At 72.5% G+C, this 13136-nt stretch carries 20 protein-coding genes; 10 read left to right on the top strand and 10 right to left on the bottom strand.

What is annotated here, in order from left to right:
- Positions 1 to 21 precede the first annotated feature (21 nt).
- The gene (nagA, locus tag BLU82_RS25955) at positions 22 to 1152 is read left to right on the top strand and encodes an N-acetylglucosamine-6-phosphate deacetylase (protein ID WP_092623857.1); all 1131 of its coding nucleotides are present in this window, start codon (positions 22 to 24) and stop codon (positions 1150 to 1152) included.
- Here nagA and BLU82_RS25950 read toward each other — a convergent pair.
- The 3 genes from BLU82_RS25950 to BLU82_RS25940 are packed head-to-tail and all read right to left on the bottom strand — an operon-like array spanning position 1144 to position 2736.
- Complete coding sequence (locus tag BLU82_RS25950) at positions 1144 to 1668, bottom strand: 2'-5' RNA ligase family protein (RefSeq protein WP_092623856.1); 525 nt, start codon at positions 1666 to 1668, stop codon at positions 1144 to 1146. The genes nagA and BLU82_RS25950 overlap by 9 nt on opposite strands.
- Complete coding sequence (locus BLU82_RS25945) at positions 1661 to 1948, bottom strand: hypothetical protein (RefSeq protein ID WP_092623855.1); 288 nt, start codon at positions 1946 to 1948, stop codon at positions 1661 to 1663. Before BLU82_RS25945 ends, BLU82_RS25950 begins: the two co-directional genes overlap by 8 nt.
- Entirely contained in the window at positions 1945 to 2736 is a 792-nt protein-coding gene (locus BLU82_RS25940) for a ParA family protein (RefSeq protein ID WP_157741267.1), read from the bottom strand. Before BLU82_RS25940 ends, BLU82_RS25945 begins: the two co-directional genes overlap by 4 nt.
- Before the next feature lie 200 nt (positions 2737 to 2936).
- Between BLU82_RS25940 and BLU82_RS25935 the strand changes: the two genes are divergently transcribed.
- Both BLU82_RS25935 and BLU82_RS25930 read left to right on the top strand, forming a co-directional pair.
- Complete coding sequence (locus tag BLU82_RS25935; RefSeq protein WP_069108793.1) at positions 2937 to 3620, top strand: metal-dependent transcriptional regulator; 684 nt, start codon at positions 2937 to 2939, stop codon at positions 3618 to 3620.
- Positions 3617 to 3940, top strand: coding sequence for a rhodanese-like domain-containing protein (locus BLU82_RS25930; RefSeq protein WP_197682473.1), 324 nt, complete (start codon positions 3617 to 3619; stop codon positions 3938 to 3940). Before BLU82_RS25935 ends, BLU82_RS25930 begins: the two co-directional genes overlap by 4 nt.
- A gap of 64 nt (positions 3941 to 4004) precedes the next feature.
- Here BLU82_RS25930 and BLU82_RS25925 read toward each other — a convergent pair whose 3' ends face one another.
- The 3 genes from BLU82_RS25925 to BLU82_RS25915 all read right to left on the bottom strand — a co-directional run bounded on the left by BLU82_RS25925 (position 4005) and on the right by BLU82_RS25915 (position 5841).
- The gene (locus BLU82_RS25925; RefSeq protein ID WP_141711326.1) at positions 4005 to 4265 is read right to left on the bottom strand and encodes a hypothetical protein; all 261 of its coding nucleotides are present in this window, start codon (positions 4263 to 4265) and stop codon (positions 4005 to 4007) included.
- 81 nt (positions 4266 to 4346) lie between these two features.
- Positions 4347 to 5291: a ribose-phosphate pyrophosphokinase gene (locus tag BLU82_RS25920; protein ID WP_092623853.1), complete on the bottom strand. Its 945-nt coding sequence runs from the start codon at positions 5289 to 5291 to the stop codon at positions 4347 to 4349.
- Positions 5292 to 5370: 79 nt separating this feature from the next.
- Positions 5371 to 5841 carry a MarR family winged helix-turn-helix transcriptional regulator gene (locus BLU82_RS25915; RefSeq protein ID WP_197682472.1) on the bottom strand — a complete coding sequence of 157 codons (471 nt, stop codon included), beginning with the start codon at positions 5839 to 5841 and terminating at the stop codon, positions 5371 to 5373.
- Between the two features lie 51 nt (positions 5842 to 5892).
- Here BLU82_RS25915 and BLU82_RS25910 point away from each other — a divergent pair, with 51 nt between their 5' ends.
- From BLU82_RS25910 to BLU82_RS25885, 6 genes are all read left to right on the top strand, one after another.
- Entirely contained in the window at positions 5893 to 6369 is a 477-nt protein-coding gene (locus BLU82_RS25910) for a VOC family protein (protein ID WP_092623851.1), read from the top strand.
- A 24-nt stretch (positions 6370 to 6393) separates the two neighbouring features.
- Positions 6394 to 6774 (top strand): VOC family protein, encoded by a 381-nt coding sequence (locus BLU82_RS25905; RefSeq protein ID WP_092623850.1) that lies wholly within the window; start codon positions 6394 to 6396, stop codon positions 6772 to 6774.
- A gap of 87 nt (positions 6775 to 6861) precedes the next feature.
- Positions 6862 to 8157 (top strand): erythromycin esterase family protein, encoded by a 1296-nt coding sequence (locus BLU82_RS25900; RefSeq protein WP_157741266.1) that lies wholly within the window; start codon positions 6862 to 6864, stop codon positions 8155 to 8157.
- A gap of 14 nt (positions 8158 to 8171) precedes the next feature.
- The gene (locus BLU82_RS25895; protein WP_092623848.1) at positions 8172 to 8894 is read left to right on the top strand and encodes a helix-turn-helix domain-containing protein; all 723 of its coding nucleotides are present in this window, start codon (positions 8172 to 8174) and stop codon (positions 8892 to 8894) included.
- 54 nt (positions 8895 to 8948) lie between these two features.
- Entirely contained in the window at positions 8949 to 9767 is an 819-nt protein-coding gene (locus tag BLU82_RS25890) for an alpha/beta fold hydrolase (protein ID WP_092623847.1), read from the top strand.
- Position 9768: 1 nt separating this feature from the next.
- Complete coding sequence (locus BLU82_RS25885; protein ID WP_092623846.1) at positions 9769 to 10335, top strand: dihydrofolate reductase family protein; 567 nt, start codon at positions 9769 to 9771, stop codon at positions 10333 to 10335.
- On the opposite strand, the gene BLU82_RS25880 is transcribed toward BLU82_RS25885, so the two are convergent.
- The 3 genes from BLU82_RS25880 to BLU82_RS25870 all read right to left on the bottom strand — a co-directional run bounded on the left by BLU82_RS25880 (position 10332) and on the right by BLU82_RS25870 (position 11676).
- A complete protein-coding gene (locus tag BLU82_RS25880) occupies positions 10332 to 10778 on the bottom strand; it encodes an SRPBCC domain-containing protein (RefSeq protein ID WP_092623845.1) in 447 nt (148 codons plus the stop codon). The two genes, BLU82_RS25885 and BLU82_RS25880, sit on opposite strands and share 4 nt — an antisense overlap.
- A 95-nt stretch (positions 10779 to 10873) precedes the next feature.
- A complete protein-coding gene (locus tag BLU82_RS25875; protein ID WP_092623844.1) occupies positions 10874 to 11212 on the bottom strand; it encodes a metalloregulator ArsR/SmtB family transcription factor in 339 nt (112 codons plus the stop codon).
- On the bottom strand, positions 11209 to 11676 hold the full coding sequence (locus tag BLU82_RS25870) for an SRPBCC family protein (RefSeq protein ID WP_092623843.1): 468 nt from the start codon (positions 11674 to 11676) through the stop codon (positions 11209 to 11211). The genes BLU82_RS25875 and BLU82_RS25870 overlap by 4 nt, the downstream gene beginning before the upstream one ends.
- Before the next feature lie 219 nt (positions 11677 to 11895).
- On the opposite strand from BLU82_RS25870, the gene BLU82_RS25865 reads away from it, so the two are divergent.
- Positions 11896 to 12762, top strand: coding sequence for a hypothetical protein (locus BLU82_RS25865; RefSeq protein WP_092623842.1), 867 nt, complete (start codon positions 11896 to 11898; stop codon positions 12760 to 12762).
- An 18-nt stretch (positions 12763 to 12780) separates the two neighbouring features.
- Here BLU82_RS25865 and BLU82_RS25860 read toward each other — a convergent pair whose 3' ends face one another.
- Positions 12781 to 13053, bottom strand: a complete 273-nt coding sequence (locus tag BLU82_RS25860) for a DUF6401 family natural product biosynthesis protein (RefSeq protein WP_157741265.1) — start codon at positions 13051 to 13053, stop codon at positions 12781 to 12783.
- Positions 13054 to 13136: the final 83 nt, after the last annotated feature.

Raw genomic sequence — 13136 nt, 5'->3', positions numbered from 1 at the left:
CGAAAGAGCCAGGAGGAACGCATGACGGTGATCGCCGGTGCGCAGATGGTCACGCCCGACGGTGTGGTGGAGGACGGCTGGCTGCAGACCGACGGCGGGCGCATCGCCGCGCTCGGGTCCGGCCCGCCGCCGGCGAGCCCCGACCGCGACCTCGGCGGTCGCTGGCTGGTGCCCGGGTTCGTCGACATGCACACGCACGGCGGGGGCGGCGGCACCGTGGTGGGCGCCGACGACGAGGCCGTGCGCACGTTCGTCGCCACGCACCGCCGCCACGGCACCACGTCCATCGTCGCGAGCCTGGTCACCGGCGAGTACGACGCGCTCGAGCACGACGTGCGGGTGCTGGCCGAGCTGACCGGCGAGGGCCTCATCGCGGGCGTGCACCTGGAGGGGCCGTGGATCTCGCCGGCCCGCAAGGGCGCCCACGACGAGCGCGCCCTCCGCGTGCCCGAGCCGGACGCCGTCGACCGGCTGCTGAAGGCCGGCCACGGCACCGTCCGCATGGTCACCCTCGCGCCCGAGCTCGACCACGGGCTCGACGCGGTCCGCGCGGTCGTCGCGGCGGGCGCCGTCGCCGCCGTCGGGCACACCGACGCCACCTACGACGTGACGAGGCAGGCGATCGACGCCGGGGCGACGGTCGCGACGCACCTGTTCAACGCGATGGCGCCGGTCCACCATCGCGACCCGGGCCCCATCGTCGCGCTGCTGGAGGACGAGCGGGTCACCGTCGAGCTGATCCTGGACGGCGTCCACCTGCATGCCGCGATCGCCCGCATGGTGCGCAGCGCGGCCGGCCCTGCCCGCATCGCGCTGGTCACCGACGCCATGGACGCGACGGACATCGGCGACGGCGAGTACGTGCTCGGCGAGCTGTCGGTGCGCGTCGAGAACGGGGTGGCCCGGCTGGTCGAGGGCGGCTCCATCGCCGGCAGCACGCTCACCATGGACCACGCCTTCCGCTTCGCCGTCCAGCAGGCCGGGTTCACCGTGCCCGAGGCGGTGCGAGCGACGTCTGCCACGCCGGCCCGGCTGCTCGGCCTCGACGACCGCACCGGCGCGCTCGCCCCCGGCCTCGACGCCGACCTCGTCGTGCTCGACGCGGACCTCGCCGTCGACGCCGTCATGGCCCGCGGCGAGTGGTCACCCTAGGGCGAAGCTGGCCAGCAGCCGCGACCGTTCCGGCTGGTACCACGCGAGGTCGACACGGTCGGCGACGCACGTGACGGGGACGGTGCCGCCCAGGGCGTCGCGGGTCGACGCCACCGACACGTCCGCCGAGAGCTGGTCGAGGGTGAGGTGCGGCACGACGTCGGGGAACTCGCCGCCGTACGGCGGGCACTGCGGGAACGCCGCGACGAGCGCCTCGGTGAGCGCGCGGAACGGGTCGGCCGGCTCGGGCGCGAGGTAGACGATGCCGTTCGGGAACGTCTCCAGCCGGCGCAGCGTGAACGTGATCGGCGACGCGGCCGCGGCGATGGCCGCCACGGTGTCCAGCGCGGCGGGATCGGGCGCCGGCAGGAACGGCGCCAGCGCCGTGATGTGCGCGTGCGTGAACGCCGGGTCGGGGGAGACGTACGCGCGGTCGTAGTGCTCGAACCGGCCGCGGACGAACGTCTCCAGAGCCGGCACCGGAACCTGCAGGACCGTGTAGCCCGGCCTACTCATCGGCCCACGCACGAAGGACGTGCGCGGCTGCTTCCTCCGCCGTCCAGCCGTAGCCGTCGGCCTTGCGCCGCAGCCGCTTGCGGTCGCGCTTGGACAGCGTGACCACGACCTCAGCGTCGTCGTCGCCGGGATGGGCCTTCTTCTTCTTGTGCTTCTTGACCGCCTTCGCGACGGCGGCGTCGTCGACGGAGAGCGAGGAGAGGTGCGGCGCGGCGGAGTGGACGGTGCCGTCGGGACGGCGGACGAGCGCGGGCCGCGGCGGCGGAAGCGACGAGCTCATCGGGACACCCCCTTCGAGAACGGCCCGGCGCCGGTCCGGGACGTGCTCAGCAGCAGTGTGAGGTAGCCGGCGAAGATGCGGCCGGCCTCGCGCGCGCCCGGCGACGGCCAGCGCTGCACCGGCAACCCGGCGCCCTGGGCGCGGGAGATGGCCGAGCGTTCCGGCAGCACGGGGTCGATGACGAGGTCGCGGTAGGCGGCGATCAGCTCGTCGAGGCGGTACCGGTGCTCGGCGGAGCCGGCCCGGAACCGGTTGACGACGATGCCGGCCGGCCGCAGCCGCAGGTTGTGGGCGCTGCGGACGGCGTCGACGGCGTCGAGCGCCTGCTGGGCGCCGGCCAGCGCGAACGCCGTCGGCTCGGTGACGACGAGCGCGGTGTCGCTGGCCGCCAGCGCGTTGCGGGTCAGCTCGGCCAGGCTGGGCGGGCAGTCGATCAGCACGAGGTCGGCGTCGCGCAGGCCGGCCAGCGCGGTGCGCACGTGGTGGCGTCCGGGCGGGCCGTCGGGCGGGTGGTTGCGCCGCTCGAGTGCGGGCTCGCCGGCGAGGACGCGGACCGGCTCGCCCCAGCCGCTGACGGTGAGCGCGTCGCCGATGGCCACGGGGTGGTCGCCGCTGAGGACGTCGTTGGCGGTGAACCGCACGCCGTCGGGCGCCAGCACCGTGGTGGCGTTGCCCTGCGGGTCGAGGTCGACGACGACGCAGCGCAGCTTCTGCGCGGCCGCCGCGCCGGCCAGCCCGAGCGTGACCGACGTCTTCCCGACGCCGCCCTTGAGGCTCAGGACGCTCACCACCGGCACCCCGTGAGTCTGTCACGAGGTGCGCCCCGGCGTCTCGGTCCGGAGGTGCGGTGAGCGAACGAAACCGGAAACGAGACGCGGTCGCGATAAGCTCGACGTATCGACCCGAGACCCCGGCGGGTCGATCGGCGAACGACGGCACTACCAGCCGCAGCGCCATGGAATCTGAGTGATGCGAGGAGAGCCGTCGGGTGAGCGACCTCATCGATACGACCGAGATGTACCTCAAGACGATCTTCGAGCTCGAAGAGGAAGGCATCGTCCCGCTCCGCGCGCGCATCGCCGAGCGGCTGCACCAGTCCGGTCCCACCGTCAGCCAGACCGTCGCCCGCATGGAGCGCGACGGCCTGCTGCACGTCGACGAAGACCGTCACCTCGAGCTGTCCGAGAAGGGCCGGCTGCTGGCCATGCGCGTCATGCGCAAGCACCGCCTGGTCGAGCGGCTGCTGGTCGACGTCATCGGGCTCGACTGGGAGCTGGTGCACAACGAGGCCTGCCGCTGGGAGCACGTCGTCTCCGAGGCGGTCGAGCGCCGCCTCGTCGACCTCCTGCACGAACCGGCCGCCGATCCCTACGGCAACCCGATCCCGGGTCTGGCCGAGCTCGGCAGCTCCACCGAGGTCGAAGAGTTCCGCTCCGGCGTCCGGCAGCTGCGCCAGGCCGGCACCACCGACGGCGCCGAGGTCGTCGTGCGGCACATCGGCGAGCCGTTGCAGGTCGACGAGAAGCTGCTGGCCAGCCTGCGCGAGGCCGAGATCGTCCCCGGCCGTACCGTGCGCGCCACCACCACCGACAACGGCGTGCAGGTGCGCAGCACCGAGACCGTCGAGCTGTCGGCGGCCGACGCCTCGCACATCTTCGTGAGCGTCCCGTGAGCGCCGCCGAGGTCACCGTCGACGAGCTGATGGCGGTGTGGAAGGACGGCGGCGCGGCCATCGTCGATGTCCGCGAGCCGGGCGAGTACGTCGAGGCGCACATCCCCGGCGTGCAGCTGATCCCCATGGGGTCGGTCATCGAGCAGATCGACGACATCCCGCGCGACCGCACCGTCTACCTCGTGTGCGCGGTCGGCGGCCGCAGCGGCCAGGTGGCCGACTACCTCGACGCGCAGGGCTACGACGTCCGCAACGTCGCAGGCGGCACGCAGGCGTGGGTCCGCGCCGGGCACCCGGTCGAGACCGGCCTGCCGGAGTAGCCAGGAGACGATCATGCAGCGGGCGGCCGGGTTCGGCCGCCCGCTTGCTGTTGTCAGGGACTGATCAGACGCGGCGGACGTGCCGTACCAGCATCGCCGGGGTGTCGCGGGCGCCTCGGCCCTGCGGCGCCACGACGCCGGTGATCTCGACGTCGTCGCCCAGTTCGGCGGCGTTGTCGAACGGGCCGAGCAGCTCGAACCGCTCGCCGGCGGCATCGAGCTCGAGGAACCCCTCACGCTGGGCGAGCACGAGCCTGCCCCGGCGGGTGACAGCGGTGAGCGGGTCGGCGAAGTCCGTCATGGTCTCGAACTGACTCCTCGTCATGAGCACTGAGTATGGATGGCGGGTTCGGGCGCCGTCTGGGAAATGCCCGGATTGGTCCCGGTGATGCGCGTGAGCTGCCTCTCACGCGTCGTGGAAGAGCGCGCTCACCGACTCGCCGTTGTGGATGCGGCGGATCGCCTCCGCGAGCAGCGGCGCCACGGAGAGCACCGTCAGCTTCGGGTGCATGGTGCCGTTGGCCAGCGGGACGGTGTTGGTGCAGACGATCTCCTCGACGTCCGGCTGGTCGCCGAGGCGGCGCAGGGCGTCGTCGGCGAACAGGCCGTGCGTGCAGGCGATGCGGATGGACCGGGCGTCGCGTTCGCGCAGCCGCTCCATCAGCTCGATCAGCGTGCTGCCCTTCGCGATCTCGTCGTCGAGCACGATGATGTCGCGGCCCTCGACCTCGCCGATGATGGCGGTGATCGTCACCTTGTCGTCGGCGAAGCGCTGCTTCGCGCCGGCCGCGACGGGCACGCCGAGCATGCGGGCGAACGCCGACGCCGGCTTGGCGTTGCCGAGGTCGGGCGACACGACGACGGTGTTGGAGAGGTCGTGTCCCTGGAAGTGCGCCGCCAGCTCGCGCAGCGCGTGCAGCTGGTCGACCGGCACGCTGAAGAAGCCGTGCACCTGCGGCGAGTGCAGCGTCATCGCCAGGACGCGGTTGGCGCCGGCCGTGGTGAGCAGGTCGGCCATCAGCCGGCCGCCGATGGAGATGCGCGGGGCGTCCTTCTTGTCCGACCGCGCGTAGGCGTAGTGCGGCATGACGACGGTGGTGCGCGCGGCCGAGGCGCCCCGGGCGGCGTCGAGCATGAGGAACAGCTCGACCAGGTGCTCCTGGACCGGCGGGACGATCGGCTGGATCAGGAACACGTCGTGCTCGCGGCAGTTCGCCTGCAGCTGCACCTCGAGGCAGTCGTTGGCGAAGCGCTGGATGCGCACGGGGTTGAGGGCGGCGCCCAGCTGGGCGCAGATCTCGGCGGCCAGTTCGGGGTGGGCACTGCCGCTGAAGACGGCGATGTCTCGCATGGGCGCTGCCCTCTCTCGCGTCGAGTCGGCGTGGTCGAGGTGTCGTCGGCCGGCTGCGGCTGCCGCCGCGGGCAGCATCTCACACGTGCGGGGCCCGGCCGTCATGCGGCGCGACGATCGCCGCGACGATCTCGCCGAGCTGGTCGACCTGCTCCGGCGTGAGCGGGTCGAAGAGAATGCCGCGGACCTCCTCGACGTGGCCCGGCGCGGCCTCGGCCAGCACCGCGAAGCCGTCGCCGGTGAGCGAGGCGACCGTCGTGCGGCCGTCGGTCTCGTGCTTGCGGCGGCGCACCCAGCCGGCCTGCTCCAGCCGGGACACGGCGTGCGACAGCCGGCTCGGTGACGAGCCGACGAGGCGGGCCAGCCGCGACATCGTCAGCTCGCGGTTCGGCGCCTCGGAGAGCATGGCGAGGATCATGTAGTAGGCGTGCGGCATGCCGGCGTCGCGTTGCAGTTGCCGGTCCAGGGACGCCCACAGCAGCTGGTTCGCCAGCAGGTAGGTCCGCCACACCTTCTGTTCGTCCTCACTCAGCCACCGCGTCGACCTCACGTCGCACAGCATACGATGATGGTTGAAGGTTCAACTTTCCGAGGAGGGGTTGTGGAGGTCAAGGAACTGGGGCACCTCGTGCTCTACGTGCGCGACATCCGGCGTTCGGTGGCGTTCTACCGCGACGTGCTCGGCTGGCGGCAGGTGCTGCCGAAGCCGGACGGCGACGGGTCCGGCCCGCTGCCGATGCCGTTCGCCATGTTCAACGCGCCGTCCGGCCGCACCCACCACGAGCTGCTGCTGATCGAGGTCGGCCCCGACGCGGCGGCGCTGCCGGCCGGGCGCCGCGTCGGGCTGTACCACTTCGGCCTGAAGATCGGCACGTCCGACGACGAGCTGCGGGCGGCGCTGCGTACGCTGCAGGAGGCCGGCGCGACGGTGCTCGGCGCCACCGACCACGTGGTGACGCACAGCCTCTACATCGCCGACCCCGACGGCAACGAGATCGAGCTGTACGTCGACGTGCCCGGCATGGACTGGGAGGACGCGGAGCTGCTGGCCTCGCCGCCGCGCGCGCTCCAGCTCTGACGGGTCCGCGCCTAGGGTGGGCGGATGATCGCAGCCATCATCGGCGTCGTCGTCGATTGCCCCGACCCGCGGGAGCTGGCGCCGTTCTACGAGGCGCTGCTCGGTGCGCGACGCACGCGCGACGCCCCTGACTGGGTCGAGCTCGAGGCCGGCCCGCTGACGTTGTCGCTGCAGCGCACCCGGCATTTCATCGCGCCCGACTGGCACCGCGGCGATCCGCCTCAGCAGCTGCATCTCGACCTCACCGTCACCGATCTCGACGTCGGCGAGCGGCGGGTGCTCGAGCTCGGTGGCTCGGTGCTCGAGACGTCGGACAAGCCGATCGGGTACCGGGTGTTCGCCGACCCCGTCGGCCACCCGTTCTGCCTCGTGACGCCCGAGGGCATCGCGCCGTACGTCATCTGACGTAGCCGAGGTGCCGCATCCTGACGGATGTGTGCGAGCATCGCGCACGCGAGCGTGGGGTTCCACACACCCGCTCAGGAGGTACCCGTGAGAACCCGTAGCACCATGCTCGGCCTCGCCGCCGGAGCGGCCGCGCTCGCCCTGGTGGGGACGGCCGTGCCCGCACCGGCGGCGGAGCCCGTCGCGCCGGTCACCCGGTGGGCCGAGCGGCACGCCGTCCCCGTCCCCGACGATCCGGCCCGGCCCGGACGCGACCTCCTGACGGTCGCCGCGGCCACCGCCGGCGCGCGGCTGATCGGGCTCGGCGAGCCTGGACACCTGATCGGCGAGGTCACCGAGCTGAAGGCGCGCTACCTGCGGCACCTCGTCACGTACGGAGGCGTCCGTGCGGTCGCGTTCGAGATGGACTGGACGGCCGCGCTACCCCTGAACGACTACGTGCTCGGCCGCCGCGACGACCTCGAGGCCGTGCTGGGCACGCTCGAGGACATCTGGCAGACCACCGAGCTCCGCGACCTGTTCCAGTGGCTGCGCCGGTACAACGACACGCATGCCGGCGACGTCGAGGTCGCCGGGGCGGAGTACTTCGCGACCGGGCTGGCCGCCTACGACGCCGTCGCGGCCTACGTCGCGGCGAACGCTCCGGACCGGATGGCCGACCTGGAGTCGCAGTACGAGTGGGTGGAGCCCGAGAACGACGACATCGGCGCGCACCTGGGCGACTACATGGCAGAACCGGACAAGGCGCCGTACGTCCAGGCCGCGTACGAGGTCGAGCGCATCGTCGCGTCCATCGACCCCGGGCCCGGGCACGAGGTCGTCGCGCACCACGCGCGGCAGATCCGCTTCTGGTACGAGGCGTTCAGCCTGCCGTGGGGTGACATCCCGACGTACCGCGACGCCCGGGCGGCCGAGAACGTGCGCTGGTGGCAGCGGCACACCGACGCCCGCACGGTCTACTGGGCGGCCTCGGCGCACGTCGCCGACGCGCCGCGGCTGACGCTCACCGAGCCGGGCGAGCCCGACACCGTCTTCGCCAGCGCGGGCTCGTACCTCGAGGACTGGTACGGCCGCGGCTACGTGCCGATCGGGTTCACCTTCGACCACGGCACCCACCGGACCGGCGACGGCGCCACCGTCGAGCTGCCGCCGGCGCTCGACGGCTGGTTCGAGCAGCCGCTCGGCGACGTCGACGCGGAGCGGTTCGTGCTGCGGATCGACCGGGCCGGCCCGCCCGCGGTGCGCGACTGGCTCGACGCCCCGATCGTGACGCGTGGCCGGCCCGAGTACGGCGTCGCGTCGATCGCGTACGGCGGCACCCTGGACGAGTGGTTCGACGTCGTCGTCCACACCCAGACGGTCACCCCGGCCCACCGGCTCTGACGGGGGCCCGCGGCATGCCGATCGAGAGCGGTCATCGCGCGTCGGACTCGCCCTACGTGGCGCGGGTCTGGTGGGGTCGCACGTCCGGCGCCGGGCGGATGACCTCGGTCGCGTCGTCGACCTGGGAGCTGGTGTTCTGGACCGACGGCGGTGTCGTGCACGCCGGCGTCCGCGGACCGGAGACGTCCGCGTCCACCGCGGAGTTCACCGGCGACTCGGAGGCATTCGGCATCGCGTTCGCGCACGGCACGTCGATGCCGAGGCTGCCGATCGCCGAGCTCGTCGACGGCGAGCTGGAGATGTCGCGGGTCACCGCCCGGACGTTCGCGCTGGGCGGCGACGAGTGGGAGATCCCCGGCGCGGACGACGCCGAGCTGCTGGTCCAGCGGCTGGTGCGCGACGGCGTGATCGTCCGCGATCCGATGGTCGACGAGGTCGTGTGGGGCGGCATCGCCCGGGTGGGCGTCAGGTCGGTGCAGCGGCGGGTGGCCGCCGCCACCGGCCTCACCCAGGGCGCGATCCGGCAGATCGAACGCGCCCGCCAGGCCGCGGTGCTGCTCGGCGAGGGTGCGGAGCCGCTCGACGTCGTGCACCGGTGCGGCTACTACGACCAGCCGCACCTGGCGCGTTCGCTGCAGCGGTTCATCGGCCGCACCGCGACCCAGCTGCGGCAGGGCGACACCGACGACGACGTCCTGTCGCTCCTGTACAAGCCCGACGACGCGGACGGTCCCTAGCGTCGGTCGTGGCGGTGACGGACACCGCAGCACCGGACGAAGGGCCCGACGACCATGCACCACGGCACGATCACCTCGGCCGACGGCACCCGCATCGCCTACACGGCGTGGGGCGCCGGCCACCCGATCGTCATCATCGACGGCGTGACCGCCTATCGCGCCACCACACCCGAGAACGCGCTGACGGCGGAACTGCTCGCCGACGAGTTCCTCGTGATCAACTACGACCGCCGCGGCCGCGGCGAGAGCGGCGACACCCTGCCCTACGCCGTCGAGCGCGAGTTCGACGACCTCGCCGCGATCATCGACCAGGCCGGCGGCGGGGGACCGGCGACGGTGTTCGGCTGGTCCTCCGGCGGGAACCTCGCCCTCAACGCGGCGCAGGCCGGCGTCCCGATCGCCCGCATCGCGCTGTTCGAGCCGAACGCCGTCGTCGACGACACCCGTCCGCCGCTGCCGGCCGACTACGTCGAGCAGGTCGAGGCCGCCGTCGCCGCGGGCCGGCCCGGCGACGCCGTCGCCCTGTTCCTGACCGCGGCGGTCCTCCTGCCGGACGAGATGGTCGCCGAGCTGCGTCAGGACCCCGCGGAGTGGCCCGTGCTCGAGGCGGTCGCGCCCACCATCGCCTACGACGGCCGCAACGTCGGCGACGCGATGTCCGGCAAGCCGCTGCGGGCCGGCCTGTGGGACCGCGTCGACGTGCCGGTCCTCGTCATGAACGGCAAGGACACCTGGCCGTTCCTCGCCACGGCGGCGCAGGCGATCGCCGAGCACCTGCCCACCGCGACCCACCGGGTCGTCCCGGGTGCGGAGCACAGCACCACGCCCAAGGTGCTCGCCGCCGAGCTCCGCGCGTTCGTCAAGGAGGCCTGACATGGGAACGATCGTGCTCACCGAGTTCATCTCGCTCGACGGTGTCGTCGAGGCGCCCGGCGGCGAGGACTTCAAGTACCAGGACTGGAGCTTCGAGTTCGACCGCGGCGCCGACGGCGAGCGGTTCAAGGAGACCGAGGCGCTCGGCGCCACCGCGCTGCTGCTGGGACGCGCCACCTACGACGGGTTCTCCACAGCCTGGCCGCAGTACGAGGGCGAGCTGGCCGACAAGTACAACAGCATGCCCAAGTACGTCGTCTCGAGCACGCTCACCGACCCGACGTGGACCAACACCACCGTGCTCTCCGGTGACCTCGTCGAGGAGGTGACGCGGCTCAAGCGGGAGGTCGACGGCGAGATCTCGGTGGCCGGCAGCATCCGGCTGGCCCAGGGGCTGCTCACGCACGACCTCGTCGACGAGATCCACCTCATGACGTTCCCCGTCGTCCTGGGCCACGGCCGCAAGCTGTGGGCCGCGACCCCGGACAAGCTCGTGTGGAAGCTGTCCGAGGCCACGACCTACGGCGACGGCGTCCTCGTCACGATCTACCGCCGCAACCGGTCCTAGTGCCAGTTGCTGATCTGGACGTCGTCGGGGGCGGGCCGGCCGGAGCCGGTCTCGGTGAACTCCTTGAGGCTCATGAGGAACGTGGCCCACTTCGTGCTGCAGTGGTACATGAACTCGACCGGCTCCCGCCAGCCCTCGTGCCGGAACAGCACGATGGTGAAGTCGTCCTCCTGCTTGAGGTCGAAGCGGATCTGGGTTCCGACCCACTCCGCCGGGCCGTCGACGACCTCCCAGCGCACCAGCTCGGCGGGGACGGTCTCCAGGACCTTCATGTCGAAGCCGTCCTCGCCGTGCGGCACGTCGAAGCGGAACCTGATGACGTCGTCGCCGGCGTCGGTGGTCTTGGCGGTCCACCAGCCGGCCAGCCCGTCGATCGTGGTCAGGGCCGCGTAGACGGTGTCGGGCGAGGCGGTCGCCCCGATGCGGTGCAGGATCTCGGCCATGGTGTGTCCTCTTCCTGGGGTGGCGCCCGGTTTTCGGGCGCGCTTCGGTGGCGCCGCCACGGTCGTGACGGCGGATGGGGGCCGTAGCGCAGGGGTCAGCCCTGACGTCGGCGCTGGATCTCCTCGGAAAGGCGCTTGATGCGGCCCAGCCGGGCGTCCCATGTGGCGCCGACGGAGGTCAGTTGGGCGACCGCGCGGGCCAGCTGGGCCTCGTCGACGTCGTAGCGGCGCTCCCGCCCCGACGGCGTGCCGTGCACGAGCCCGACGCGGTCGAGGACGCCGAGGTGCTTGGCGACCGCCTGCCGCGACACCGGCAGCCGTTCGCTCAGCGTCGTCGCCGTGCCTCCGCCGCCGACGAGCAGGAGGTCGAGGATGCGCCGCCGGGTCGGATCGCCGACCGCCGACCAGAGCTCGTCGTCGATCGGGGCGGTCATGGCGCCGAGACCAGCCGGTCGACGTACGCGACGAGGCGCGGCAGGAAGTGGTCCCAGCCGGCGACGTTGCCGCGGTACATCTCCTCGAGCACGGCCGCCTCCCAGCCGCGTTCGCGGAAGCCGGTCTCGCGGAACCGCACTCGCGTTCCGGTGCCGGACGGCTCGAGGTCGAACGTCACCAGCAGCGAGTTGCCCGCCGTCGCCTCGGCGCCGTCGTCGTAGACCCAGCGGAACGCGAACCGCCGCGGCGGGTCGGCCTCGACGACGGTGATCGCCTCGACCTTCGCGTCGGGCCCGGCCGGGTCGCCGAAGGTGATGGAGCCCGTGGCGCCGGGGACCGCGGCGCCCAGCTCGGCGTCGTCGGGCCACCATTCGCGCAGGTGCTCGGGTGTGCTGAGGACCTCGTAGACGATCTCGGGAGCGGCCTCGATGTGGAGCTCCCGCTCGATGCTGCCGTACTCCATCGCGCTGTCCCGTCTTCTCGCAACTATTGGTTGCGTATGACTGTAGGGCGGCCGCTCTCGTTGTGCAACCCTTGGTTGCATATTGGCCCTTGCGAGCCCGATTCGCAGCGGTATGCGTGGGATCGGGGCCGGTGGGGTACGCGTCCCGGGTGCCGGTAGGGCATGCGACCGGCGGCCGATGGACGGTTCGCCGACCCAGCCCGGAAGGATGTGAGCCGGATGGACATCACGCAATCGTGGGACGACGCTCTCAACGCCGTGATCACGTTCCTGCCCAAGTTCGCCGCGTTCCTGGTGATCCTCTTCATCGGCTGGCTCGTGGCGAAGGCGCTGCGCAAGCTGGTCGACGTCGTGCTCGAGCGGGTCGGCTTCGACCGCGCCGTCGAGCGGGGCGGGGTCCGGCGGGCGCTGGAGCAGTCGAAGTACGATGCCAGCGGCCTGATCGCGACGTTGGTCTACTACGCGGTGCTGCTGCTCGCGTTGCAGATGGCGTTCGGCGTCTTCGGTCCCAATCCGGTGAGCGACCTGCTGTCCGACATCGTGGCCTGGCTGCCGCAGGCGATCGTCGCGGTCGTCATCGTCGTGGTGGCGACGGCGATCGCCAGCGCGCTCGCCGACCTCGTCGGCAGTTCGCTGAGCGCGCTGAGCTATGGCCGCATGGTCGCCCGGATCGTGCAGGTCTTCGTCATCGCCCTCGGGGTGATCGCGGCACTGAACCAGATCGGCGTCGCCACGACCGTGACGACTCCGGTGCTGATCGCGGTGCTCGCCACGGTCGCCGGCGTGATCATCGTCGGTGTCGGCGGTGGGATGCTGCGGCCGATGGAGCAGCGCTGGGAGCGCTGGCTGAGCCGGGCCGAGCGGGAGATCCCGGAGGCGCGGACGCGCAGTGAGGCCTACCAGCGCGGCCGCGAGGACGCGTTGCGGGCGCAGGAGGCGCCGGCCGGCGTGCCGCCGTCGGAGATGCCGCCGAGCGGGACGCCGTCGACGACGAGCGCGCCGCCGGCCGGTACCGGCCGGCACACGGGGACGGGGCCGGACACCTCCGCGCCGTACCCGGGCTCGTCGCCGCGCGACTACCCGTAGGAGCGGCGGAGGTGCCGCTCAGGAGAGCGCGGCGTCGCCGTCCTCGATGCTGGCCATGGCCCCACCGGCCATGGCCAGCAGGCACACTCCGGCCAAGCGCAGCGACACCCAGTCGTCGTCGCCGGGGTGCCAGCCGCCCTCCCGGGCGACGTCCTCGACGCCGCGCGCGTAATCGGCGAGCGCGATCGAGCCCAGGCCGTGGCCGTCGAGGACGAGGATGTCGCGGACCGCGGCGGCGTGCTGGTCGATCTCGGCGAGCCGGCCCGGCGTCCATCGGGGTGCCGTCTCCATGCCCATCAGTGCGGCGAGCGATGTGAGCTCACGCTGGGCCATACTGCGTCTGCGCCGGGCTGCCAACCAGTTCATGCCAGCCC

Origin of the sequence: Jiangella sp. DSM 45060 (assembly GCF_900105175.1) — a bacterium.
In the GTDB taxonomy this organism is placed as follows: domain Bacteria; phylum Actinomycetota; class Actinomycetes; order Jiangellales; family Jiangellaceae; genus Jiangella.
This window is presented reverse-complemented; position numbering and strand designations above follow the sequence as displayed.

Excerpts from the sequence above, each read along its gene's own strand:
- nagA (WP_092623857.1), top strand. The coding sequence starts at position 22 with ATGACGGTGATCGCCGGTGCGCAGATGGTCACGCCCGACGGTGTGGTG.
- BLU82_RS25950 (WP_092623856.1), bottom strand. The coding sequence starts at position 1,668 with ATGAGTAGGCCGGGCTACACGGTCCTGCAGGTTCCGGTGCCGGCTCTG.
- BLU82_RS25945 (WP_092623855.1), bottom strand. The coding sequence starts at position 1,948 with ATGAGCTCGTCGCTTCCGCCGCCGCGGCCCGCGCTCGTCCGCCGTCCC.
- BLU82_RS25925 (WP_141711326.1), bottom strand. The coding sequence starts at position 4,265 with ATGACGAGGAGTCAGTTCGAGACCATGACGGACTTCGCCGACCCGCTC.
- BLU82_RS25920 (WP_092623853.1), bottom strand. The coding sequence starts at position 5,291 with ATGCGAGACATCGCCGTCTTCAGCGGCAGTGCCCACCCCGAACTGGCC.
- BLU82_RS25905 (WP_092623850.1), top strand. The coding sequence starts at position 6,394 with ATGATCGCAGCCATCATCGGCGTCGTCGTCGATTGCCCCGACCCGCGG.
- BLU82_RS25895 (WP_092623848.1), top strand. The coding sequence starts at position 8,172 with ATGCCGATCGAGAGCGGTCATCGCGCGTCGGACTCGCCCTACGTGGCG.
- BLU82_RS25890 (WP_092623847.1), top strand. The coding sequence starts at position 8,949 with ATGCACCACGGCACGATCACCTCGGCCGACGGCACCCGCATCGCCTAC.
- BLU82_RS25885 (WP_092623846.1), top strand. The coding sequence starts at position 9,769 with ATGGGAACGATCGTGCTCACCGAGTTCATCTCGCTCGACGGTGTCGTC.
- BLU82_RS25880 (WP_092623845.1), bottom strand. The coding sequence starts at position 10,778 with ATGGCCGAGATCCTGCACCGCATCGGGGCGACCGCCTCGCCCGACACC.
- BLU82_RS25875 (WP_092623844.1), bottom strand. The coding sequence starts at position 11,212 with ATGACCGCCCCGATCGACGACGAGCTCTGGTCGGCGGTCGGCGATCCG.
- BLU82_RS25870 (WP_092623843.1), bottom strand. The coding sequence starts at position 11,676 with ATGGAGTACGGCAGCATCGAGCGGGAGCTCCACATCGAGGCCGCTCCC.
- BLU82_RS25865 (WP_092623842.1), top strand. The coding sequence starts at position 11,896 with ATGGACATCACGCAATCGTGGGACGACGCTCTCAACGCCGTGATCACG.
- BLU82_RS25860 (WP_157741265.1), bottom strand. The coding sequence starts at position 13,053 with ATGGAGACGGCACCCCGATGGACGCCGGGCCGGCTCGCCGAGATCGAC.